This window comes from Bacillus sp. P14.5, assembly GCF_003316765.1.
Classification (GTDB): Bacteria; Bacillota; Bacilli; order Bacillales; family Bacillaceae_B; genus Rossellomorea.
The window spans coordinates 103,198-126,122 of sequence record NZ_NIJF01000116.1; the positions used below are offsets into that span (position 1 = coordinate 103,198).

Consider the following 22,925-nt stretch of genomic DNA (forward strand, 5'->3'; position numbering starts at 1 on the left):
CCTTACTATTGCTTCTGAAAAACCTGCTGCTGGTAGACGCGCACATGGTCGATCAGCATTTCTTTCGGGTACTCCTCATCTGGATGGGGATCTCCAGGCCATTCTCCGCCAATCGCTGTATTCATATAAAGATACATCGGGACATCGGGGGAGTGCTCCTCAGATTGAAACACAACATTTCCGTCCAGTGTCCAGGTTAATTTTCCCGGTTCCCAGATCAAACCGTAATCATGAAATTCTTCGGTGAAATCAAGCTGCTCACTGATATAGTGGGAGTAGTCTCTCTGCCGCTCGCCATTCTCGTCTTCCCAATGAACGACTTGGAAGTATTCGTTAGGCTTCTGTCCTAAAAAGTCCATGATATTGATTTCCGGCAGCCAATCTTCTTCACTGGGGACCATCCAGAAAGCGGGGAACATTCCCTTACCCTCAGGGAGCTTGGCTCTGATTTCAACCATTCCATACCGGAATTGAAATTTATTTTCTGTTGTGACGGCACCGGATGTGTAATCGCGGCCTCTGTAGGTTTCTTTCTTGCTTTCAATTTTCAGGTGGCCATCCATCACTTCCACATTGGATGGGGAGTAGTATTGTAATTCGTCATTTTTATCTGACGGCCAATCCTGTGCATTCCAGTTGGCAAGGGAGTCAGTGTCAGAAAACTCATCATGCCAGACAAGCGTCCAGCCATCGATCTTCGTCTCTTTTTCCTCCCACTCTTCTTTGAGGTTTTTTGGTTGCGGCTTTTCCAATTCTTCCGCTTTGGCAGTAGGCTGTGAAGTTTGGGTGAGGTCAGTGAAAAATTCTTGTTGTTCACTGCAGCCGGAGAGCAGGATTCCTATTGCCAATATCACACTTAGGCTTCTCATATTCGTATTACCTCCCAAAGTGATTCTTTATTAAGAACGATAAGTTCAAAAAAATAAACCATGTATAAAATAGATTTGGTTCTTCATTAAGAACAAATCTGCCGAAAAAATTTCCCTTTGAGTTGCCAAGGGACTGTTGTTCTTTAATAAGAACGATGTAAAGACGAGTTTAGCAGATGATACTATCTCTGTCTACAAATATACTCATAAAGTTTCAAAAATTTCTCTATGTATTCTAAAGTATTTGAGCCATTATGTCGAATGAATCACACAGACTCAAGTTGCTGAATTTGTTCGTTATAATGGAATTACCCGGGTGGCTAGCTGCTAAACCTAATGGATGAAAAATTCCTTTAAAGACTAAAAGGCTGACTTGTAAGTACATTAATATAGATGGCTCTTTACTAAATGATTGTTGCTTTTGAATGCTAGTTTACCCTCATCTCTCTAGTTCGTAGAAGGATTGGAGCGGAAGGCGTGCGACCTCCTGCGGGACTAGCGGGACAGGTGAGACCCCACAGGCGAAGCCGAGGAGGCTCACCGCCCGCCCCGCGGAGTCGCGCGCCTGGAGCGGAAATCCATTACGATTAAGAAAAGCCGCAATGTTTGCGAAAGCGGGCATATTAAAAAAAGCTTGAGAGCCATGGCCCTCAAGCTTTATCATATAAGAGATTATGCGTTCACCGCATGATCTTCTTCTTCAATTCGTTTCAGTCTTTCTGCTATTTCTTCTTGTGAGAGGTTGTGTTCCATCACATAGCGGTTCTCTTCATGAGTACGGCATTCGTGAGAGCAGCTTCTCATATATTTATGCTCGTTTTCTTCAGAGCAAAGAATTTTCTTGTTACAAGGAGGGTATGCGCAGTTCACATATCGCTCACAAGGCTCACCTGTATAGTAATCTTTACCGACAACCACATGTTCTTTGCGGTTTACCGGCACAGCGATTCTTTCATCAAATACATACAACTGACCGTCCCACAGGTCACCTTGAACCTCAGGGTCATAACCGTATGTCACGATTCCGCCGTGCAGCTGGGCTACATCTTCAAATCCTTCACGCTTCAACCAGCCTGAGAATTTTTCGCAGCGGATGCCGCCTGTGCAGTAAGTGATGACTTTTTTGCCTTCCAGCATTTCTTTATTATCACGGACCCAGTCAGGAAGATCACGGAAGTTCTCGATATCCGGTCTGATTGCTCCTCTGAAATGTCCCAAGTCATATTCATAATCGTTTCTTGCATCAAGCAAGATTGTATCTTCACGTTGGATCTGCTCATAGAAATCCTTAGGGGTCAAGTATTCACCAGTGATTTCATGAGGGTTAACATCGTCTTCAAGGCGAAGAGTCACCAATTCTTGGCGGTACTTTACTTTCAGCTTCTTGAAAGCATGTTCTTCTGTTTCGTCAATTTTGAAAATTGTATCATGGAAGCGATGATCGTTTTTCATCATTTCCATATATTGATCTGTCGCTTCAACTGTACCGGAAACGGTTCCGTTGATTCCTTCAGAAGCGATCAGTATTCTGCCTTTAAGGCCCATTTCTTCACAACGTTTCTTGTGATACTTGGTGTATGCCTCAGGATCCTCAATTGTTACATAGTTGTAGTACAGAAGGACTCTGTAAGGTTTTGTTTCGCTCATATTCAATTCCACCTATCGATTTATATTTGCAAGATATAAATGCAATATGCCATTTCTCTTACGATTTTCTATTATAGCAAAAAACGTAAAAAATATTAGTGGAAATTTTAACATTGTATGTACAACCTATTAAAAATAGAGAAGAAGAGGTGTTTAGTACGTTAAAGTAATAAAAGGGACTGTCACTTTCAGTGCTTTAATGTGCAATAATACTCACTTAAGGCTTGTATTCAGCAATAGTCAAGTGTAAAATATAGGTAATAAGAACTAACTGAAATGAATAATGGGCAAATCAGTCGAAAGGCTGGGACGCAAAACTACAGGGGCTATAATCCGCCATGGATATGCCAGCCAGTTGCACAACACTTACTGCGCGCCCTTTTCGAGTGCGTTTTTATTTTGCCTTTAATAGAAGAGCTAGGGAGAGAAAAGCCATGGCAAACGCACTGCCGTTGTCGCTTCAGAAATTAAAATATCGATTTTATGCTGTTTTGCTGCCGGTTTTTCTTTTGGTGGCCGGGTTAGGCTGGTATGAAGAGGCCCAGAAGCCAGAAGAGGACCCTATCAACATGATCATCATGCCAACCCTCATTGTGCTGTTTTTATTTCCATCCTCGTTCTTTTTTCAAAAAGGATTGGAGCGAAGCCGTTGAAAAGTTTATGATCATTGCGGTCTGTCTGGTGAGCGCGGTTAAATTCACATACGTGGTCACCTATGAACTGGAGCAAACGATGTCCCTGGGAACCTTTACCTTTTGGATGCCGATGTTTTATATGTTCCTGTTCTTTCTCCTAAACATCAGGTGGGCCTTCATCGTGACAGCTTTTACGTATATCTGGTTCCTCGGAGTAGGGATTTACAGATTCCCCGACCTGATGGGAACGCCGGCTGCATTCATACTCATTCACTATTTTTTCGCCAATCTTGTTTTCCTTGTCACCTTGTTCTTCCTTCACACCGTCAAGCAAAGCTACATCAAAGCCGAGGTGCTCGAGGAAATGGCCAACACAGACTACTTAACGGGTCTCCCAAATAGGAGAAGAATTGATAAAGAACTGATCAAAGGGTTGGAAAAAAAGCAAAAGCTTTCGATTATCTACATGGATATCGATCACTTTAAACAAATCAATGATTCTTATGGACACACTGCGGGAGATACAGTATTGAAAGAATTTACTTTTAAAACCTTAGAGGTTCTCGATAAAGGAGATTTGCTGGGACGCTGGGGCGGAGAAGAATTCATGCTGGTTTTAAAAAGGAAAGGCATTGAAGACGCCAAGCACCTCGCCGAAAAAATCAGGAAGCATATATCACGTCAAGATTATAAAAGAATCAATGGATTGACGGCCAGTTTCGGAGTCGCCGAATTGCAGGCGGGCGACACGCTGGACAGCCTGTTAAACAGGGCAGATAAAGCTTTATATGAGGCAAAAAATAATGGCAGGGATCAGGTTGTCATGAAAAAACAGCAGTAAAAAAAGCAGTCGGGCGTATAAACCCAACTGCTTTTTCTTATTCTGAATGCTCTTTAACCGCGACGTGCGTTACCTTATCCAAAACAATGCGGTACAGCACATTATTCTCCTTGAAATCAAAATAACTAGAGTTGTTTCCAAAAACCTTATGGAGCACCGTTGCTTCCGTTCTTTCTTCTATAAAAAAGGTGACCGTGTTTTCATTATCGAAATGGAATTCCACACGAAAATTTTTCAATGTCGTTTCTCCTTTCAAAACCTATAGTCAATGGTTACTTTCCCGCTGAAGCTTTGAATAAACGTTCTGAAAGGAAGATCTTCGCTGGTATTACAAGGAAAATCACTTAAAATCTAACCTTCTCAGTTCATCGTTTGTTTTCTGAAGGTCAAAATGCCCGGCATCCTCTCCTTGAAGCAAGTCTCTGTAGAAGTCATCTTCCTCACCTGCAGCAGCCCCATCTTCCAAAAGCTTTAAAGCATGCATATAGTTATCCACGCCCCCAACTGCTTCAGGAGGAGTGGCTCGACGCCCTTTTAGACAGATCGGACCGTCAACTTCCTTATCCTCGATTTTCTCTAATAGAATCGTGTGCTCCCAATTGTTCTTGAAATCATAGGTATATGCCAGCTTTTGGCCCTCTTTCACAAGTGCATTTCCCACTAATGCTTCCTTGGAATCGTAGATTTCATTGAATTTCGACATGCTCGACTCTTCTTCCTCTTCGATTTTCTCAAAATAGACATTGCCTTTTTGAAATTCATAAAGATGAAAGTTGGTCCATCCCATAGCAGCTTGAATGACTTCATGAAGCTGGTGAAGAGTAAGGGTATCGGAAACAAGCAGCCTTCTCCAAATGGGAGGTTTCGCTCCCTTAAGGGAAACTTTTAATTGAAGAGCATGTCCTTTTGTCGGTGCTGAGTAATCGACCGAGGGACCACCACCAACAGGCAGCAGACTGAGAGAATCAGCACTGACCATCTGTTCAAAGCGCTGCTGCTCTTCTTTATCCAGCTGTTTATATTCATCAGATTTCTTAATGCGTTCGGCAACTTCATTAAGAATGTTCTTAAGGTCCATTAGGAAAACCTCCTTTATTACTTAATAAAACTTATTATAGGCAATTATAAAAGAAATATAGTAAAGTAAAAGAAAATTCAGAAAGAAGGGATTTCATTGACCACTATCCAAAAAGAAAACTTCTTTTATTCTTTCAGCAAAGAAAATAAGATTACCGAAAAAGTATCATCCGGAACTACCTTTACAATCGAAACCTATGACTGTTTTAAAGATCAAATCACTTCGGAAGAAACAGAACTGAAGAAACTAGACTGGAATCAGGTGAATCCGGCAACAGGAGCTGTCTATGTAGAGGGAGCAAAGCCTGGTGATATTTTAAAAGTTAAAATCGATAGGATCGAACTCGGTGATAGAGGCGTAATGATGGTTGAACCCGGACTTGGAGTCATGGGGCACAGAATTGAAGAGTCGAGAGTGAAGGTGGTACCTATTGAAGGGAATGAGGCTGTATTTAACGATGAAATTAGAATTCCTCTTAATCCGATGATCGGTGTGATAGGGGTGGCACCTGCAGAAGGAGAGATATCCAACGGTACCCCGGGCGCACATGGGGGGAACATGGATACAAAATTAATTGCTGAGGGAAGCACACTCTACCTGCCTGTGTTCCAGGAAGGAGCGCTGTTTGGATTAGGGGATCTTCACGCGGCAATGGGAGATGGGGAAGTCAGTGTTTCTGGCATCGAGATTGCCGGTAAAGTGACTGTGTCTGTAGAGGTTCTGAAAGGCAGTTCAATACCTTATCCCTTCGTGGAGAATGATGAAGGGTTAGCAGTGATCGTCTCCAAGGAAACGGTGGATGAAGCAGCCAGGAGTGGAGTCGAAATCATGATCGATACTCTCTTACCGCAAACAGACCTCACTCTTAGTGAATTGACAATGCTGTTCAGCGCAGCTGGACAATCGCAGATTTCACAAATTGTGGATCCGCTTATGACAGCAAGGTTTTTCGTTCCGCGATATCTCCTGGAGAAAATAGGGAAGCCTGATTTCATGATGAAATAATAGTCGGTGCGAGAAGGTCGAAGGGGATTGAGAAAGTATAACTAGGCCGGCCAATGACCATGGTTGTAAAAGTGGTTTCCTTAGGCACTCTTTTTCAACATTGAGCGCTGGCTGATCGCTTTCAAAATGAACATTTTATCCTGCAGAGTCAGCATTCTCCAGCTTTTCACTTTAATCTTCATAAGAACCGCTCCTTTACTTTTAGTAGTATTTATGGATTTCTTGATGAAGAACTGCCTTGCTTTTGGCCTAGTTTTTGATTTATAAGATTAATACCCGTGATTAAACATGGTATAAACAACAAAAATTCCTACAATTTCCGGGGAAATATGTCGAGGAAAGGGCGGGGTGGCGGGGATTAGGAGAGAGGGTCGTTTTTTGAAAAATTGAGGTGGATGAATTAAACGATTCATGTAATTTATTGTGGGGATTTAAGGTAAAATCTTATGGAGAAAAAACTTATAAAATTTTATTGATGTGTCCGGAGAAATGAGAAAGTTGTTTATAGGTGTGGACTTAGGCCTCATGCCTGATCAAGAAGGCTTACGCCATTTTAAGCTGGTGGTGGCCTGTTTTTGACCGAGGATCCCCAGCCTCGGTCAAGCTCACCCCCCCAATGCCCTGCTCCTGTCCGAGGTAAACCTCAGTATCCGCCACCCATCAGTGCTGATCACCCTACATCTAACCCAATCGCCCCCAACTCAATAAAAACCCCTCCCAAAACCCTACAATATAATAAAGGGATGAAACTAAAAATAGTTTCTTCCCTTTATTACTGCTGCCACAGGTATCACAACGGTAGGCTAGTAAACACGAATACCTCTAAACATCCTTATCCTTATGAAAAAACCGATAAGTCATCACCAGCCCGCCAAGATACAGCACAATCGCAAAATAAGCAGGAAGCAAGTGGATGAAACTGGTATACCCAATTGCAAAATGAACATAAATTCCTGTGATGAATGCGGGCATTCCGCCAAAAAGAAACGTCCGCCACATCCACTTATTTCCCTGCTGGAAGCCCCACAAAGCAAGCAGAAGAACCAGAAGTCCAACACTCAATAAGGCACTTCCAAAACCAGCACGGTCATGAGCGATGACCGGAATAAGCCTGCTATTGAAACTTTCCAGCTGTTCAGGTGTCATACATAAATAGAGAAGATCGGTCGGAACAAAAACGGAGGTGACACCAAAAATGGAAATGACGATTCCCCCGGTAACAAAAGAAAAACCCAGAAGAACAAATAAAAACTGGCCAAAGAGAGACCTCTTCCAAACAGAATGATTTCTCCGGTTGCTTGAAGAAGGCGTCCCGGATATCCCTCTGGTTTTGATAAAACCATAAATATAAAAGGGCAGCAGCACCAGCCAAAAAATCAAATGCAGCCAATCAAAATAACCAAAGCCGATAAACGAAAAATCCCCAGAAAACCAAGGATGGCAGCAGCATCAATGGCCTGCTTCGCCCACTTTAACTGTTTTTTCACTCCATGCTTTGCCAGATTCATATAAACAATCCCACCGGAAATCATCGTCCCTGCAAGGGTCATCCGATCGTGTGCCATGAATAACATGATTCGCTCGTTGTATGCCCAGATGTCTTCCCGGTTCACACCCAAAAACAGCTCGTCGTAAGGCAATAGAATTGAGGTGAGACTGAACAACAGGGCAAGCATCCCGCCGAGAAAAATGAATAGACCGAAAAGCCAATAGGCATACCAGCCTTGTGGCGGAGGGGCTGGCTGCTCTCTTGAAACCAGAGCTTCTTTTATCCGCTTTGTCAAACCGGGACCAGAAAAGACATACCCTCCAGACAGCATTACCAAATTGGCACCAGCATCCAACAGCTGCAGTGCATCTTCGGGTTCCGTCACAGAACCTGAGGTGATAATGGTGTTGGAGTATCCTCTTTCCCGCAATTCTTTCACCATCAAAATACTCTCATTGCTGAACTTCTCATTCAGCTCCAGAACGATCCCTGAGTAGTGCTGTATTTTTACAAAATCCACCATGCTAGGATCAGAGGTAGAGAGATACATTGGTTTTTTGGTCGCAAGGTCCGTATATGAATCTTCTACAATAAAACCATCCGCAGCTTCTGCCAGCTGGTCTATCATAGTTTGGTTTTCCCGGGAACTTCCTGCCAGCCTGATAAAAATCGGTTGTTTCTTCTTTATATTTTTTAGTTTCTCCTTTACAGAATCCACTCCTGCAGATTCATCTTCAGGAAATTGTATAAAAAGTTGATCATTGTCCACTGCAGGTGCGCTTAGAGACTTCATTCTAGTGAGCGAGACAGGCCCAATCTCCAGAAAGCCGAACCCTAAATTGGTAAAAGCTCTGGTTCCGGAAAGCTCGGGATCCACCTTCCCGGAAAGCCCCACAGGATTTGAAAAGGAAATTCCATCTATGAACCGTGACAGCGAAGGGGAACTTTCTTCCCGGCCTAAAAAGTTTATTATATGAAAGCCCAGGGGGAGAGAAGCAATTCGGTTCATCCCCTTATGAATGAATTCCCGTGAAGCCACAGGTGACAATTTATTTAAAATAGGTTTGAAAATAACATGATAGGACCAATCAGGCATCGAAGTACCTCGCAATCTATGTGTTGTCATTGATAGTTTACCATTTTGACAGGAGGATATGATTGGATTTTTAAAATAGTGGAGAAAAGCAGCGCAGCCAATCTTTTTATGGGTTAGGTAGTTTTAAAGAGGTCTAAAGAATTTTCACTAATGGAATGCGGAAGTCCTTTAAGTGAGCCTGTGTATCTTCATCTGCCCCTGGAATATATATTTTCATAAGAAAACCGCGCACCCAGCGGATACGCGGTCTCTCGTCCTTATTCCAAATCCTCGCCAATAATTCTGACTTCACGCTCAAGCTCAACATCAAATTTTTCTTTTACTGTTTTCTGAACGTGTTCAATCAACGAGATATAGTCTCTTGCTGTCGCATTGTCTTTATTGACAATAAACCCTGCGTGCTTGGTGGAAACCTCAGCTCCACCGATATTTGTTCCCTGCAGCTGGCTGTCCTGAATAAGCTTTCCGGCAAAGTACCCTGGCGGACGCTTGAACACAGATCCGCAAGAAGGAAACTCAAGCGGCTGTTTGGATTCGCGCTTATAGGTAAGGTCATCCATTACGGCTTTAATTTCCTGGTACTCGGCAGGCTTCAGCTTAAAAGTAGCCTCCAGCACAATATCACCGTTGTCAGGGATGTTGCTTGTTCTGTAATCGAGGTCAAGCTCGGACGCCAGGCGCTTCACAAGGTTTCCTTCTTTATCCACGACATAGGCATAATCAAGGACATCTTTGATTTCACCGCCGTAGGCACCAGCGTTCATGTAAAGAGCACCGCCGACTGTCCCTGGAATTCCGCAGGCAAACTCCAGACCAGATAAGCTTTCAGCGAGTGCCCTGCGGGAAGCATCGATAATGCGTGCGCCGCTTTGAGCAACAAGAACCTCCCCGTCGGTTGAAATGTCATCAAGGTGCTTCAGGTTGATGACGATTCCGCGGATACCGCCGTCTTTAATGATCAGATTAGATCCATTCCCAAGCAGGGTGAATGGAATATTTTCTTCATTAGACAGCTTCACGACATTTTGAATCTCTTCATACGTCGTGGGTGTGATGAAGAAATCCGCTTTTCCGCCAAGTTTTGTATATAAGTGGTCTCTAAGCATTTCATCTACTTTAATATTTTCGGTTTTCACAACTTGCAATAATTTATCATGTATCTTCTTGTTATCGATCATTTACATCATTCCCATTTCAAGTTTTATTTCCCCTGTAGGTATATGACTTGCTTCTCTCATTATATGCCTAATCCCGCCTAAAGTTAAACGTTTTGAGACCAGGAAATTTCAGCAGGGCTCTTGCTTGTTCCATCTTAATACATCCTGGGAAGATTTGAAATGGATATATGTTCTTATGTAATACCACGCATTTATCACCGCTTTAAAGCACGAAAAGCGACTGTCCCGATTCGTGCTTTAAAGCGGTGAAGGAATATTAATCTCCTATGACTTTCAGCCTGTGATATTCAATTTTGTTCTTTATTTTTGCTTTCATTTCCTCGTCCAGACAGCCCTTCAAAATAGTCTTGTTGTAGCCAAGCAGGAAGTTATGCCAGAAAGAGCGGATTTGGGTTATGGTTTTCACAACGGTGTACCTCCCTGTGAGGTTTTTTGTATATTTTCACCTTTAGACAGAGGGTTAAACCATCTGGTCTTAAAGTTTAATAAATTTTTCTTTTGGAAGGGGGTCATGTATAAAGTAGGGGGTATTTTTATTTTATGGGGGAGAAAAGGCTGTTATATTGGAGATTTGTGCTTAATAGAGAAGAAAAACATATTTTTTCAAGGACTTTTGGTTTACGAGTTGCAATGCCGGGTAATTCCTCTAGTGTAAGTTGCTTACTCGATTGGTTAAAATAGTAAATTACATACTCGTACATAACTAGCTGAGATTTGCGGAACATGAGTGTTATTACTTTTGAAAGGGTTTGCAGCTTGCGAAAAACTGCAGAAAGGGAGGTTAATAAGCTTTTCGAATTTCGATTTTATAACTGGGTTATGAAATGCTCAAGAAAATGCACTATGTAAATATCACCTTGTAATCAAGCAAGCGAATCGACTTATGAAATTGAAAATTATTATTACTATTTTAAAAGAAAAGAGGATGACTCTATGAAGCACAGATCAAAGATTGTACCGATTACACTCAGCACCTCCTTAGTAATGTTTAGTTTTGGGGCATTGCCGGCCAGTGCTACCTATGATGGAGATGCAGATACGGCTGCCAAAGAACAAATTGAAGAAGCAGTGGAGCAGGTGCTGGAAAATGAAAACGCTGAAGAAACAGCTTCAGATTCTACTAGCCAAGAGGAATCTCAAGTAGAAGAGAGTGAGGAAACACCTGAATCTTCTGCAGAAGAGAATGAAGCTGAAGCGGAAGAAACCGCACCTCAATCCGAAGAAAGTGAAGAGGCAGTCACTGAAACAGAAGAAGAGCAGGCTGAAACTGAAAATGAAGCTGGACCAGATGAAGAAGCGTCCAGTGAAGAAACACCAGTTGATGAAGAGAATGCGGACACTGATGTCAGCGGCGAAGTTACGGATACTGTAGATCCTGAAACAGCTGAAATGGATACAGATCTTTCATTCGTAAAAGCCCTTCTATATGGTGACATCGAGGCAATTGCCCTTCTAAAAGCAGATGGAACCACGATTAATTTAGAATATAGTGCAGGGTATTGGTGTAACTTTGATTACACTGAATTACCGGAAATCAGCGGGATACAAATCACTGTAGAGGGTGAAACACACAAACTATTATTCTCGGAATTTTTCGAAGAAGTAAAAAGTTTTATATACCTATGGCTGGATGGTAACGTATCGTTCGATGAAACCCCTTCAAACCTTCTAACTGAAGTCAATGTGGATCTTCAGGTCGACCTTGAAGTTGAAGCAGCGAAATTGAAGCTTAACGACGGTTCGTCAGTCGAACTTGACCCCCAGTCAAACTATGCAATCGTAGGTGACATTGCAGTGGATGCAGACAGTGTAGTTGCTTTATGGTTGGTAATTGACAGTGAAGAATATCTTATCGACCTAAGTGGTGTTCAAGCAGAGAGTGGCGTCTTAGAGATTGTAGTAGATGAAGAAGCTCTTGGAATTATGTCCAATGTCGTCACTAAGATAGACCTTAGCCTTCCAGAAGGACTGGACCTGCAAGAATTGAAATTAATCCTTGTGGACGGATCAGAAGTAGAACTTCAATCTCATGAAGAATTATATGTTTTATTGAGTGAAGGCCACATTGAAATCGAGCATTTGAAAGCACTATGGCTGATGATCGATGGAAAAGAATGCACTGTTGATTTGAAAGATACTACTCTTGTAGATGGTGTGCTTACTATTGACATTGATATGGATGACTTAGAGTTTCATGAAGTAACAGAGCTGAATTTGACATTGCCTGAGGGAATCGAAATTGAAGAGGCTAAACTAGTGTTACAAGATGAAAAGACCATTGATTTAGATATTTCAAATGGATTAAGTTTTGTACTGAAAGATGTTTATCTTGGTGATATCTCAGCTCTTTGGCTGACGATTAATGGTGAAGTTTACAAATGCGATATCACTGAAGCGGATGATGTTGATGGGGTACTGAACATCAACCTTGGCTTGGATGTCTTCTTTGACACAGTAACAAAGCTTGACTTGGATCTTCCTGAAGGACTCCATATTGAAGAGGCAAAACTCGTACTGGCAGACGGAACCTTTGTCGACCTTGATCTATCAAAGGATTGGGAGTTCCTATTCGAAGATGGAGTGTTTTATCTGCAAAATGTTACTGCCCTTTGGTTGATGATCGACGGGAAAGAATGCTTAATCAATCTTGAAGACTGGAACTATGAGCTTTCAGATGAAGGAGATCTTTCGGTAACCATTCCAGAAGAACTGATTGACTGGACGGAAGCTCCAGAAGAAGAAACAGAAATTGATTTTCTTACGTGGATTAAAATCAACCTTCTGGGCTTCACTGGAACAATCGACAGCGCCTTCCTTGTTTATGGTGACCATGAACGTTTGGAGCTGGAAATTGTTGAGGGCATGCTGATGCTTGATTTGGAAGATTTAGAACTTGCCTGGGAAGATATGCTTCATGTAGAAGTTGTCATTGATGGAGAAACCTACACGATCGAGTTCGATGAAGAAGAAATCACTATTGTGGATGGAGAAGTAACAGTTGACACAGATTTTAATGTTGATGCGGATACAGATGTAGACTCTGATGTGGATGCAGATACAGATGTAGATGCCGACACAGACACAGATGAAACAATGACTGAGGACACTGACTCGGATGAACACATGAAAAAGAGCGGGGTCCTTCCTTACACTGGGGAAAACAGCAATATGCTGTTCTACCTGATCGGATTGTTCATTACAACTCTGGGTGTATTCACGCTAAAAAAGAAAAACTTGACTGAAGAATAAGCAGGTAACAGGAGGGGACTTTTCCTCTCCTGTTCTATTCATGAGGTGAACTATGAAAAAAGTAATTGCGTTCTTACTAATCTTTATCGGGCTTGGTGTCATGGTATACCCAAAAGCGGCGGATCTCTATAGTGCCCAGAAGCAAAACAACCTGATAGAGGAATGGGAAAATCAAACGAACAGCTCTGAAAGCACTCCAGCAAACTCTAAAAGTTCCAATGAAGATGCAGCGAAAAACAGCTATATCAATCTGGATTCAATCTTTAACCCAGCTGAGAGAACAGTGGAAGCTTCGGAAACTACTTCTATAGAAGAAACCCGGCAAAATACGGATGAGGATGAAGAAAATAATCAGCCTTTAGGTGAAAGCATGCTCGGCATTATCACCATTGACAAGATTAATGTAAAACTCCCTATTTTGGAGAGTGCCTCACAGTATCACTTAAAATACGGTGCAGGTCATTTATCCGGAACCGTGCTGCCTGGACAGAAAGGCAACAGCGCAATTGCGGCACACAGGAGCCGGGAATATGGAAAGATGTTCAACCGGTTGAATGAAATCAGTGAGGGAGATACCATTACAGTAAAGACCAGGGATGGAAGCTATACTTACAAAGTAACTGAAACTAAGATCGTAAAACCTGAAGATTTATCTGTGCTTAATCACACTAGTAATGAAACATTGACACTCATCACCTGTGATACCCCGGAAAACCCGGTAAACAGACTCATTATAAAAGCAGAAATGATTTGAAATGCAGCTTCCAACCGGAATGCTGCTTTTTATTTTGTTCGACAAAACCCGGGGCGTGACTGTCACGCCCCGGGTTTTCTTTATTTTCATCCCAATTGCGCAGGTAACGATTAATCGACAAATCTCGGGGCGTCACCCAATCATATCCTTTGAGGGTTCGTCATAAAAATAAAACAAGGCACTCATTAAGGAGGCTGTCATGCGAAGAAGAAGAAGGAGCAGTTCTTCATTGCCATTAATGGCTGGGCTCGTGCTTTTAGTACTAATTATGCTATTTTCTCTGCGCTCTTGTGGGGGCGGGGCAGCTTCTGCAGGTTCTCCGGAAGATGCAATCGAGGAGTTCTATGAAGCTGAACAGGAAGCAGATTTTGGAAAGGCGTGGGACCTGTTTCACTCGGAAATGAAGAAGCGGTTTAAGAAGTCTGCCTATATCCAGACGAAAAACCATGTTTTCCTTGGCCATATGGGGGTGGAAACGTTCCGGGTGGACATCGGTGAAATGAAGAAATTGAAGGAATGGCAAATGGCCAAAGACGGTCCAGTATTTAAAGATGTTACTGCAGCTGAAGTCACGATGACTTACAACAGCCAGTTCGGTGTCTTGGAAATCGGGCAAAAGTGCTATGCCGTCTTGGAAAAAGGGGAGTGGAAGGTGCTCTGGGATTACGATTATTAATCAAACGTTTGATTAATAAATTGCTGCTTTCAAAAAACCTCATAGTAGTTGATTTTTCCCCAAATACCAAGGTACTCTCTCTAATCGGAGTGAGCAGCTCTTTTCTATCTTGCTTACCAGAACATTCAAGGTGAATTATGGCGTTACCCTACCAAAATAATATGAAAAACAACGAAGCGAAAAGAGCCTTAATAAAAAAATAATTAAAATAAGGTTTTAAAACTCTGTGTCCGGGTAACTAGAAACTAACTTTTTAATAGGAGGGTGAGAGACTGTGACAATGTTGTTCATGAAAGCGCGCGAAATGTTTGAACAGGACGCCAAGCGAGTTGAAAAGACCGGCGAGGATTTGTCAGCCAATCGTGTATATCGCAGCAAACCATCACCCATGGGCTTAAAAAAGAAATAATCATTAACCAAACTAAGAAAAACCAGCCCAAAACCGGACTGGTTCTTTTTTTGTTTAATTTTCCAAGCGGCAGCTATCGAACCCTCTTCAATTTAGGAGTGAGCGGATCTTTAATCATGTCGAAAAAAGTTATCGTTTTAGATTGATTCATTGAAAAATTTGTCATATATTTAACTTTTTTGAAAATTCATGTTTTGGAGTGGAAGGAAAAGGGTAATTCACTAATTAAGGGAACGGCAAGAGTTGAGTGGAGTGCTTTATGGAAATTTCCGTACATAGCAGGAAATACATAGAAAAAATGATTATCTTGTCGTATTGAATTTTAAAAAGGGGGGATTGTCCTGCTCGCTGACTGAATGCTCAGTCATTTTACACCTCAGAATACATACTTCCAGGAATCTTAAATTCTACTTTTCTATAACCACTTACAGTATTAATACCCATCTTAAATAAACATAAACAAAGGGGATGTCAAAATGAGAAAACCATTATCATTGCTTCTGATGTTTATTCTGCTGGTGTCCAGCTTTCTTGCGGGATGCTCGTCTTCTGAGAGCGGATCTGGATCGGACAGCGGAGACAAGGAAATCAGCTTTATTCATTGGCGTGGGGAAGATTCAGATGCCTTTGATGAATTGATCAGCCGTTTTGAAGAGGAAAATCCGGATATCAGTGTCGAAATGACGGTCTATCCGTCTGAACAGTACCAATCCACAGCTCAAACATTGCTGCGGGACGGTTCAACAGGGGACGTTTTTACAGCATTTCCAGGATCGCAGTTTGAAATCATAAAAGAAGCCGGCTTGTTTGAGGACCTATCCGGTGAGGATCTTGTCGGCAATTTCAATGAAAGTTTAATTGAAGCAGGCCAATCAGATGGAGAACAGCTGGCGCTTCCGCTGCAGCTCGTCTATAACCAGCCCGTCTATAATAAGACACTTTTCGATGAGCTTGGCTTAGAGCCTGCAGAAGATTGGGAAGGTTTCCTGGAGCTATGCCAGACGCTGAAAGATAACGGTTACACTCCTATCGCATTTCCGGGAGCTGATATCGGTCCTGGACAAATGATGAATCCGATGATGATGAACAATGCACCTGAAGGAGTCTTCGGTGAAATGATGAATGGGGAAACAGAATTGACCGATGACTGGTGGGTCGATACACTGGCTCAATTCAAGGAACTCATGGATAAAGGATATATCGGCGAGGATGCGCTTGGCATGAAACATGAAGGGGCCATCGCGCAGGTCGCACAGGAAGAAGCGGCGATGCTGGCATCCGGCTCTTATGCCATGGCAAATATCAAGGAACTGAACCCTGAAATGGAACTGGGGCTTCTGGCTCCAATCACAGTACCTGCTAGTGAAGCGGAATTTGAAGGCATCCACACGACAACCTTCATGCTTGCCGTGAACAGCAAATCGCAGAACAAAGAAGAAGCAAAAATGTTCATCGACTTCCTGTCGCAACCTGAAAATGCAGAGTTTTATGCAAACGAGACAGGCCAAGCCCTTACAATCCCGGAACTGAATTATGAATCTGACTCACTTAAGGCAACGGAGGAATGGATGGAAAAAATACACGCTTCCAGCCTCGTTACCTGATTCCTGATGCAGATGTGGAAAAAGCGGTCATTGCTTCCATTCAGAATGTCCTGAGCGGGGAAGACCCGGAAGCTGCAGCACAGTCAGCACAGGAAATCGTTAACCAGAAGATGCAATAATATCTTGTTGGGGAGAGAGGGGGGAGACTCTCTCTCTTCCTATTGAATTAGGAGGGGGTTCAATGGATCTCAAGAAAAATAAAGCCCTGTACCTGTTTGTTTTGCCGGGCCTCATACTTTATTCAATCTTTTTTATTTACCCGACGTTCAGTGCGCTTTTCTACTCTTTCACTGACTGGGATGGGTTGACGCCGGATTACAACTTTGTCGGTGCAGAAAACTACATAAACATTTTTACCAACGATTCAATATTTGTCAAAGCCCTTGGCAATAACATAAAGTTCATGCTATTCGTCGTCATTTTCCAAACGTTATTCTCGCTTGTGTTTGCTCTGTATCTCGTCAAAAATACCAGAACCAATGTCTTCTTGAGAGCACTGTATTTCTTCCCGACCATCTTGTCATCCGTATCGGTCGCATTCATTTGGTCCTTTGTGTATGATCCGAACCTCGGGATACTAAATACACTGCTTGAAAGGTTCAATCTCGAGTCATTGACCCGCAATTGGCTGGGTGACCAGGATATCGCAATTTTCTCGATTGCAGTGGTCCAGGTTTGGATGCATACCGGGCAGATGCTGATTATCTTTGTTGCGGGACTTCAGAATATTCCGAATGATTTATATGAAGTGGCTAAAATTGAGGGAGCTTCCAAGTGGCAGCGATTCCGCTTTGTAACGTGGCCGCTGGTCGCGCCTGCTGCAACCATCGTGGTCGCTTATACGACGATCCAGTCCTTTAAGGCGTTCGACCTGATTTTCGCCATGACCAGGGGAGGCCCAAACTACTCCACTGAAATCCTGGCAACCTTAATTTATTCCACAGCATTCCGCAGCTTTAAATTCGGGTATGCTTCAGCAGAGTCTGTCATTTTTATGATACTCATTGCCATCATTACAATTGTTCAATTTAAAGTGCTCCGTTCCGACCGGGCAGCAACCTGATAGAGAATGTTTTCGTGAACTTTGTTGCTGTTAAATATGATTTTCCTAGGACATCGCCATAATTAACCGGAAATTTTCCAGTAAAAGAAAAGAACTGCTCTCCGCGTTTAGAGAGAAAAAGCCTAGTATTCATTGGGAAATTCGGTTCTCGGGATTTTTCCGAAAGCGACAATACAACTGCCTTTTAAAAGGAGGGGAAACTCTTGAAGATTACAAAAGGTTTTCTGAATCTAATTTATGCCTTGCTGATCACCATTCCGGTCATTGCTATCTTTTTTGCCACATTCAAGTCAAATGCCGAGATGTACCAGGATGTTTTAGGCTTTCCTGAGACCTTCAACATTGGAAACTATGTTTCGATGTTTGCCGAGGAGTCCATGGGTGATTACTTCTGGAACAGCGTCATCGTAACGTTATTCTCAGTGAGCGTGACTCTGTTTTTCTCAAGCTTGATTGCCTTTGCGATAACGCGCATGTCCGGGTGGCCGGGAAGGATCCTTTTCGGTTTATTCACCTTGGGAATGATGGTTCCCGCTCAGGTAAATATGATTCCTCTTTATCAACTCGTATTCGATTTGGGACTGACGAACAGTCTCACCGGGTTGATTCTTGTCAACATAGCGGTAACTTTGCCGGTGGCAGTTTTCATCTTGACCGGGTTCATGAAATCACTGCCGAGTTCACTCTTTGAAGCCAGCCGGATCGATGGTGCTTCCAACTGGCAGATGTACAGGAAGGTAGCTGTCCCATTATCGCTTCCGTCCATTTCGGCTACGGCAATCTTTCTGTTCGTGATGGTGTGGAACGACCTGTTGTATCCATTGCTGTTTATCACAGACAAGGATTATAAAACCCTGCCGCTCGCTCTGCTGGAGTTCCAAGGTGAATACATGACCAACTATCCGATGCTGTTCACGGGGGTCATTATCGCTTCAGCTCCAATGGTCCTCGCCTATCTTTTCCTGCAGCGTTACTTTGTTGCCGGTATGATGGCCGGGTCTATGAAAGGATAAAAGCCTGGATTTTTCCGGGCTTTTTTTCTGTTTTTAGATGAGGCAATCAGGTCAGGTTTTACCGGATCGCATCTCTAATAAGCGGTTTCGTTGATAGACTGTCCCGAATCGTCGATAGACTGGTTATATTCGTTGATAGAGGCGCTTACTTCGTCGATAGAAAGGCCAATTTCGTTGATAGATAGAGGGAAATCCGAGGCAAAACTCTGCTGAATGACAAGGCACGAGAAGATTGGCTGCTAAAAATAGCAAAACGGTTGATAGCAATCTCAAGCTCTTTCAAAAAAACTCAGCCCGGAGAGTGGAACAGAAGCAGCATTGCCCGCAGCTCAATGCAAGACCAAAAAAACGATCACTCTTTAGAGTAATCGCCCCTCACTAAACTGTAGCCAATCAGGCCTAATCCTATTAAGAATGATAGGATGGATATTGTTACAGGCAGGGTGCCTGCCTCTTTAAGAGCTGTCCCGAAAATACCATACCTGCCATCCCAGCCCTGACCGCCATCTCCTGCCAAAACAAGCGAATAGACAGAGGCTGCTATTAAGGCACCTCCGTAAGTGATTGCGCTGGATATAATTAAGATTAACCCGATTTGTAGGTTTTTAATGTAGATTCCCCCATGCAACTTCAAAGTTTTTTAATCGATATCAGCTAATACGTTTCTGCCAAAAGAAATAAGAAATGGAAAAAGTGCAGACTGCCAAGCATAAAAGAGCGACACCTAAAATTAAGGGAATGTAGGTCCATGCCCGAGTTAACTGGTCCGAAACCATCCACACATCTTCACTACCCTGCCTGGAAAGAGTGGATGCGATGCTTCCGCCGAAACCTGACAGAATAACGAACAGACAACCAAACAGAAAACTCCAGGCAGGAATGCCAAAGGCTTTAAGAGCAAGATATTTCAAGGTGATTTCTCCTTTTATTTAGATGAAGTTATTATAACCTTTTTTATGGTAAAAGAGAACTAGTTGTTTGAAAATTAAAATTATTTAACTCGTATGCTCACAGACCCTGTATTTACTATAATAAATAGAAGAGGGGGAGAAGGGTATGCCATTAATTGAACATCATCAATTCATAAAAGCACCGACCGAAGTGTGTTTTGATCTCGCGAGAAACGTGGATGTCCACACTCAGACTACTTCAGGAACAAAGGAAAAGGCAGTCGGCGGAGTGACAAAAGGCCTTTTAAAAGAAGGAGATATCGTAACATGGGAAGCCGTGCATTTTGGAGTGAAGCAAAGGCTGACAGCTAAAGTTACTCATATGAAAAAGCCATCTCTATTCGTCGACATAATGGTGAAAGGAGCTTTCCATTCCTTCGAACATACCCACCAATTTATCGAAAAAGATGGCGGGACACTCATGATTGACCGTTTTCAGTATAAGTCCCCCTTCGGCCCGATCGGCATTCTGGCAGACAAGCTGTTCTTAGAAAACTATATGAGAAGATTTATTAAATCCCGGGCAGAAGCGTTAAAGGAGATGGCGGAAGCGTAGAAAAACCCAGCCATTTATAAACGAGTGAGCCTGATTTATCCTGAGTGGTTGATAGAATGGGTGAAATGGTTGATAGAGTGGCCAAAGTGGTTGATAGAACGTTAAACCTGGCTGATAGAGAGTCACACCTTCCTCCCTAGATCTGCACTTCGTTGATAGAAGAGGCAAAGTCGTCGATAGAACAAGCTGCTTCGTCGATAGCCAGCCAATTTTCGTCGATAGACAAGCCAATTTCGTTGATAGAACACCAAAACTCGTCGATAGAAACTAAACTGGTTGGTGGCGAAAGTTGAGACAGCCGGCCGAAAGAGAGTCTCACCTTTTAGATAGTCACAGAAAATTAGCCTTCCGAGACCAGCAACTCGTTGATAGAAGAGGCAAAGTCGTCGATAGAACAAGCTGCTTCGTCGATAGCCAGCCAATTTTCGTCGATAGCCAAGCCAATTTCGTCGATAGAACACCAAAACTCGTCGATAGAGCAACAAACAAACTTCGGTGATAGAAGAAAAAACCCACCTGCTAGGAAGCAAAAACCAATTAATAAAACCCCAAAAACAGGTTTATACATCAAATCAAAAGGGAAAAGTAAAAGAGCACCGAACCATCTAAAAATTTCGATGCCCAGTAAAATTAACTTAAGGCTTTGCGCACAACCAAAGCTCTTTCATATTTACTATACATATACCCGCCAAGCACAATCGCCGGGATAACAACGACAGCCATTCCAAGGAAGGCATAACCTGGTGCGTAGTCATACAGGAATCCGCCGATAAAGGTTAAGACAGCGGTACTCAAACCTGTACCTAACGCCGTGTAAACACCTTGTGCAGCCGGAACGTCCTTGCTTTCCAGCTCTTCATAAATTAGCCTCATAAAGGCGTAATGTGTTAGCCCGAAAGTAAAAGCGTGCAGCAGTTGTGTCGCAACAAACACGGACACACTCGGGAATAGGAACAACATCGTCCATCTCAGGACAGCGGCCGAACCGGCTATCATGAACATGATGGAAATGGAACGCCCTTTTAAAAACTTATCAGATAGTGCGAAGAAAAGAATTTCAGCAATTACAGCCACATTCAAAAGCACTCCGATATAAAGGTTGCTGACGTCGAGGTCCTTCAGATACAGCACACCATAGTTGTAGTAAGCTGCGTGAGTTCCCTGCAGGAAAATGACGATTCCCATAGCAAGGACGAACTTTTTAGACTTAATCAGATTGCGATACGACATCCGTTCCTGTCCACGAGGCGCGCTCATGGATTCCGGAAGCTTTTGCAGTGAAGAAATCAGGATAATGATAATCCCCGCGAACATCATATAGATGACCGCACCCTCATTGAAAATCGAGGTGACCACACCTGCCAGAAGAAGCGCAGCGGTGTACCCGATGGACCCCCATGATCTGCTTTTACCATAATCGATTTTATCTTTTTTCATCATGACCGCCGCCATGCTTTCAACGAGCGGCATTACCATCGGATAGACAAGACTGAAAATTACCATGCAGGCCAGCATCCCGATGTATGAACTTAATGGAAAGAATAATAGAAGTGACAGGCCTGACCCGACAACGATGATGCGGGCGAGTTGTCCAAGCGGAAACCTCTGGCTCAAGGTTGGAAATAAATAAAAGCTGGAAAACGAACGGGCAATCATGCCGGCAGCGATTAGTGAAGACGCTGTGGCAATCGAAAAGCCTTTGCTTTCAACAAGCCATGCAGTCCAATATGGTACGAAAATGCCCCAGGTGAAAAAGATTGCAAAGAATTGAATGGACAGCCAGTTTTGTTTCTTCATAAAAAGAAGGGATCCCCCTTATGTATTGGTTGAATGAATGGTTACTTGTATAATCAAGAATTCATTATACGCCTGGCAAAAAGCCGATTCAAGGGGGTGTCTGGGAAAAATAACAGTGGTTGCGCTTACATTCCCAGCGCGTCAACCGGGAAAAAATTAATACAAATTCTGCAGGTGTTTTTTGAGCTTTTCTTTAGCTCCGGAACGCCATTTTTTTACTGCGGAGGGAGATACGCATTCCGTCTGTGCGATCTCTTTTAAAGTAAGCCCATCCAAGCAAGTATAGATCACCCATTTGGTTTGATTATTGTTCAATTCATGGCAGTAAGACAGCAGCAGATCAGCTTCCAATGGCATAACCTTATTAGGGTCCTCTACATATTCCCAATACTCTTCCTTGGGAGTGCTGTGCCGCTCCTCATGTAAAATGCTTCTCTTCATTTCATCCAGGATTCTTCCCCTTATGTAAGAGTAGGCATAGCTGGAAAAATGGCCTTTCTCGTGATTGAAACGGGTGGCTGCCTCCCAAAGCGCAATCAACCCCAGCTGGTAAAATTCATCTTCATTCTTATACACATGAAGAGTCTTCATTACTTTGTAAATCATCGGCTCATACTGCACTGCAATCTCCTCAAAATTCATGGTTCTTTCCCTCTCAGGAAAGCGCGCTTTCACTAGGTTATTCCCGGGTAAGTTCATCTTACTTTTCTGGAAATAATCTGACGAATAGCTAAAAAGCCGTTTTTAGCCTAAGAAAATGGGTTTTTAATATTCTAAAATGAAACGTTCAGGAAGACTAATATTAATTTAATAAAAGAAAAATTAAAAACCGTCATTGCTTTCTAAAGGTAAGCTGATTTTTCCTTCATTCTTAGTAAAAGCCTAGAACAGTAGAACAACACCTTAAAAGATTAAAACACTATTAATAAGTGGATAAGATTACAGGCTTTAACTAAAGCATTAACTTAGGGGAAGAAGATAAGGAGATAATAGTGCGACATATTTTAAAGTTATCT

General features: G+C 42.7%; 23 protein-coding genes, 1 pseudogene and 1 riboswitch. Of the genes and pseudogenes, 11 read left to right on the forward strand and 13 right to left on the reverse strand.

Annotated elements, in window-relative coordinates; all coding sequences use genetic code 11:
- Window positions 1-5: 5 nt before the first annotated feature.
- The gene (locus B9Z54_RS22975) at window positions 6-869 is read right to left on the reverse strand and encodes a glycoside hydrolase family 16 protein (RefSeq protein WP_113930662.1); all 864 of its coding nucleotides are present in this window, start codon (window positions 867-869) and stop codon (window positions 6-8) included.
- Between the two features lie 672 nt (window positions 870-1,541).
- A complete protein-coding gene (gene trhO, locus B9Z54_RS22985; protein WP_113930664.1) occupies window positions 1,542-2,516 on the reverse strand; it encodes an oxygen-dependent tRNA uridine(34) hydroxylase TrhO in 975 nt (324 codons plus the stop codon).
- Between the two features lie 276 nt (window positions 2,517-2,792).
- Window positions 2,793-2,879, forward strand: a riboswitch (cyclic di-GMP riboswitch).
- A 71-nt stretch (window positions 2,880-2,950) separates the two neighbouring features.
- Here trhO and B9Z54_RS22990 point away from each other — a divergent pair.
- Together B9Z54_RS22990 and B9Z54_RS22995 are read left to right on the forward strand one after the other, a co-directional pair.
- The gene (locus tag B9Z54_RS22990) at window positions 2,951-3,169 is read left to right on the forward strand and encodes a hypothetical protein (RefSeq protein ID WP_113930665.1); all 219 of its coding nucleotides are present in this window, start codon (window positions 2,951-2,953) and stop codon (window positions 3,167-3,169) included.
- Window positions 3,170-3,176: 7 nt separating this feature from the next.
- Window positions 3,177-3,992 carry a GGDEF domain-containing protein gene (locus B9Z54_RS22995; RefSeq protein WP_113930666.1) on the forward strand — a complete coding sequence of 272 codons (816 nt, stop codon included), beginning with the start codon at window positions 3,177-3,179 and terminating at the stop codon, window positions 3,990-3,992.
- 37 nt (window positions 3,993-4,029) lie between these two features.
- Here B9Z54_RS22995 and B9Z54_RS23000 read toward each other — a convergent pair whose 3' ends face one another.
- A complete protein-coding gene (locus B9Z54_RS23000; RefSeq protein ID WP_113930667.1) occupies window positions 4,030-4,230 on the reverse strand; it encodes a hypothetical protein in 201 nt (66 codons plus the stop codon).
- Between the two features lie 102 nt (window positions 4,231-4,332).
- On the reverse strand, window positions 4,333-5,070 hold the full coding sequence (locus B9Z54_RS23005; protein ID WP_113930668.1) for a plasmid pRiA4b ORF-3 family protein: 738 nt from the start codon (window positions 5,068-5,070) through the stop codon (window positions 4,333-4,335).
- A gap of 96 nt (window positions 5,071-5,166) precedes the next feature.
- Between B9Z54_RS23005 and B9Z54_RS23010 the strand changes: the two genes are divergently transcribed.
- Window positions 5,167-6,075, forward strand: a complete 909-nt coding sequence (locus tag B9Z54_RS23010) for an acetamidase/formamidase family protein (RefSeq protein ID WP_113930669.1) — start codon at window positions 5,167-5,169, stop codon at window positions 6,073-6,075.
- Window positions 6,076-6,897: 822 nt separating this feature from the next.
- Here B9Z54_RS23010 and B9Z54_RS26565 read toward each other — a convergent pair.
- The 4 genes from B9Z54_RS26565 to B9Z54_RS25085 form a co-directional block, all read right to left on the reverse strand.
- Window positions 6,898-7,455, reverse strand: a complete 558-nt coding sequence (locus B9Z54_RS26565; RefSeq protein ID WP_345840760.1) for a hypothetical protein — start codon at window positions 7,453-7,455, stop codon at window positions 6,898-6,900.
- On the reverse strand, window positions 7,452-8,573 hold the full coding sequence (locus B9Z54_RS26570) for a beta/alpha barrel domain-containing protein (RefSeq protein WP_345840761.1): 1,122 nt from the start codon (window positions 8,571-8,573) through the stop codon (window positions 7,452-7,454). The genes B9Z54_RS26565 and B9Z54_RS26570 overlap by 4 nt, the downstream gene beginning before the upstream one ends.
- 344 nt (window positions 8,574-8,917) lie before the next feature.
- On the reverse strand, window positions 8,918-9,838 hold the full coding sequence (gene murB / locus B9Z54_RS23020) for a UDP-N-acetylmuramate dehydrogenase (protein WP_113930670.1): 921 nt from the start codon (window positions 9,836-9,838) through the stop codon (window positions 8,918-8,920).
- A gap of 256 nt (window positions 9,839-10,094) precedes the next feature.
- The gene (locus tag B9Z54_RS25085) at window positions 10,095-10,244 is read right to left on the reverse strand and encodes a hypothetical protein (protein WP_162785337.1); all 150 of its coding nucleotides are present in this window, start codon (window positions 10,242-10,244) and stop codon (window positions 10,095-10,097) included.
- A 527-nt stretch (window positions 10,245-10,771) separates the two neighbouring features.
- Here B9Z54_RS25085 and B9Z54_RS23025 point away from each other — a divergent pair.
- The 7 genes and pseudogenes from B9Z54_RS23025 (at window position 10,772) to B9Z54_RS23050 (ending at window position 18,606) form a co-directional block, all read left to right on the forward strand.
- The gene (locus B9Z54_RS23025) at window positions 10,772-13,087 is read left to right on the forward strand and encodes an LPXTG cell wall anchor domain-containing protein (protein WP_113930671.1); all 2,316 of its coding nucleotides are present in this window, start codon (window positions 10,772-10,774) and stop codon (window positions 13,085-13,087) included.
- Between the two features lie 52 nt (window positions 13,088-13,139).
- Window positions 13,140-13,841: a class D sortase gene (locus B9Z54_RS23030; protein ID WP_113930672.1), complete on the forward strand. Its 702-nt coding sequence runs from the start codon at window positions 13,140-13,142 to the stop codon at window positions 13,839-13,841.
- A gap of 199 nt (window positions 13,842-14,040) precedes the next feature.
- Complete coding sequence (locus tag B9Z54_RS23035; RefSeq protein ID WP_113930673.1) at window positions 14,041-14,517, forward strand: hypothetical protein; 477 nt, start codon at window positions 14,041-14,043, stop codon at window positions 14,515-14,517.
- 274 nt (window positions 14,518-14,791) lie between these two features.
- On the forward strand, window positions 14,792-14,926 hold the full coding sequence (locus tag B9Z54_RS26300; protein WP_262371085.1) for a hypothetical protein: 135 nt from the start codon (window positions 14,792-14,794) through the stop codon (window positions 14,924-14,926).
- A 503-nt stretch (window positions 14,927-15,429) separates the two neighbouring features.
- Window positions 15,430-16,649 (forward strand): annotated as a pseudogene (locus tag B9Z54_RS23040) (ABC transporter substrate-binding protein).
- Window positions 16,650-16,711: 62 nt separating this feature from the next.
- Complete coding sequence (locus B9Z54_RS23045; protein WP_113930674.1) at window positions 16,712-17,593, forward strand: carbohydrate ABC transporter permease; 882 nt, start codon at window positions 16,712-16,714, stop codon at window positions 17,591-17,593.
- 203 nt (window positions 17,594-17,796) lie between these two features.
- Complete coding sequence (locus tag B9Z54_RS23050; RefSeq protein ID WP_113930675.1) at window positions 17,797-18,606, forward strand: carbohydrate ABC transporter permease; 810 nt, start codon at window positions 17,797-17,799, stop codon at window positions 18,604-18,606.
- Between the two features lie 352 nt (window positions 18,607-18,958).
- Here B9Z54_RS23050 and B9Z54_RS23055 read toward each other — a convergent pair whose 3' ends face one another.
- Together B9Z54_RS23055 and B9Z54_RS23060 are read right to left on the reverse strand one after the other, a co-directional pair.
- Window positions 18,959-19,240 (reverse strand): phosphatase, encoded by a 282-nt coding sequence (locus B9Z54_RS23055; protein ID WP_113930676.1) that lies wholly within the window; start codon window positions 19,238-19,240, stop codon window positions 18,959-18,961.
- A 16-nt stretch (window positions 19,241-19,256) separates the two neighbouring features.
- Window positions 19,257-19,517, reverse strand: coding sequence for a hypothetical protein (locus tag B9Z54_RS23060; RefSeq protein WP_113930677.1), 261 nt, complete (start codon window positions 19,515-19,517; stop codon window positions 19,257-19,259).
- A gap of 145 nt (window positions 19,518-19,662) precedes the next feature.
- Here B9Z54_RS23060 and B9Z54_RS23065 point away from each other — a divergent pair, with 145 nt between their 5' ends.
- Window positions 19,663-20,112, forward strand: a complete 450-nt coding sequence (locus B9Z54_RS23065; protein WP_113930678.1) for an SRPBCC family protein — start codon at window positions 19,663-19,665, stop codon at window positions 20,110-20,112.
- 340 nt (window positions 20,113-20,452) lie between these two features.
- Here B9Z54_RS23065 and B9Z54_RS25090 read toward each other — a convergent pair whose 3' ends face one another.
- From B9Z54_RS25090 to B9Z54_RS23080, 3 genes are all read right to left on the reverse strand, one after another.
- Window positions 20,453-20,680 carry a hypothetical protein gene (locus B9Z54_RS25090; protein WP_162785338.1) on the reverse strand — a complete coding sequence of 76 codons (228 nt, stop codon included), beginning with the start codon at window positions 20,678-20,680 and terminating at the stop codon, window positions 20,453-20,455.
- Between the two features lie 62 nt (window positions 20,681-20,742).
- On the reverse strand, window positions 20,743-21,909 hold the full coding sequence (locus B9Z54_RS23075; protein WP_113930680.1) for an MFS transporter: 1,167 nt from the start codon (window positions 21,907-21,909) through the stop codon (window positions 20,743-20,745).
- Between the two features lie 156 nt (window positions 21,910-22,065).
- Window positions 22,066-22,551, reverse strand: coding sequence for a sigma-70 family RNA polymerase sigma factor (locus B9Z54_RS23080; protein WP_113930681.1), 486 nt, complete (start codon window positions 22,549-22,551; stop codon window positions 22,066-22,068).
- Window positions 22,552-22,925 lie beyond the last annotated feature (374 nt).

Coding starts and splice junctions, on each gene's coding strand:
- B9Z54_RS22975 (WP_113930662.1), bottom strand. CDS start 869: ATGAGAAGCCTAAGTGTGATATTGGCAATAGGAATCCTGCTCTCCGGC.
- trhO (WP_113930664.1), bottom strand. CDS start 2,516: ATGAGCGAAACAAAACCTTACAGAGTCCTTCTGTACTACAACTATGTA.
- B9Z54_RS22990 (WP_113930665.1), top strand. CDS start 2,951: ATGGCAAACGCACTGCCGTTGTCGCTTCAGAAATTAAAATATCGATTT.
- B9Z54_RS22995 (WP_113930666.1), top strand. CDS start 3,177: ATGATCATTGCGGTCTGTCTGGTGAGCGCGGTTAAATTCACATACGTG.
- B9Z54_RS23005 (WP_113930668.1), bottom strand. CDS start 5,070: ATGGACCTTAAGAACATTCTTAATGAAGTTGCCGAACGCATTAAGAAA.
- B9Z54_RS26570 (WP_345840761.1), bottom strand. CDS start 8,573: ATGAACCGAATTGCTTCTCTCCCCCTGGGCTTTCATATAATAAACTTT.
- murB (WP_113930670.1), bottom strand. CDS start 9,838: ATGATCGATAACAAGAAGATACATGATAAATTATTGCAAGTTGTGAAA.
- B9Z54_RS23025 (WP_113930671.1), top strand. CDS start 10,772: ATGAAGCACAGATCAAAGATTGTACCGATTACACTCAGCACCTCCTTA.
- B9Z54_RS23030 (WP_113930672.1), top strand. CDS start 13,140: ATGAAAAAAGTAATTGCGTTCTTACTAATCTTTATCGGGCTTGGTGTC.
- B9Z54_RS23035 (WP_113930673.1), top strand. CDS start 14,041: ATGCGAAGAAGAAGAAGGAGCAGTTCTTCATTGCCATTAATGGCTGGG.
- B9Z54_RS23045 (WP_113930674.1), top strand. CDS start 16,712: ATGGATCTCAAGAAAAATAAAGCCCTGTACCTGTTTGTTTTGCCGGGC.
- B9Z54_RS23065 (WP_113930678.1), top strand. CDS start 19,663: ATGCCATTAATTGAACATCATCAATTCATAAAAGCACCGACCGAAGTG.
- B9Z54_RS25090 (WP_162785338.1), bottom strand. CDS start 20,680: ATGTATAAACCTGTTTTTGGGGTTTTATTAATTGGTTTTTGCTTCCTA.
- B9Z54_RS23075 (WP_113930680.1), bottom strand. CDS start 21,909: ATGAAGAAACAAAACTGGCTGTCCATTCAATTCTTTGCAATCTTTTTC.
- B9Z54_RS23080 (WP_113930681.1), bottom strand. CDS start 22,551: ATGAATTTTGAGGAGATTGCAGTGCAGTATGAGCCGATGATTTACAAA.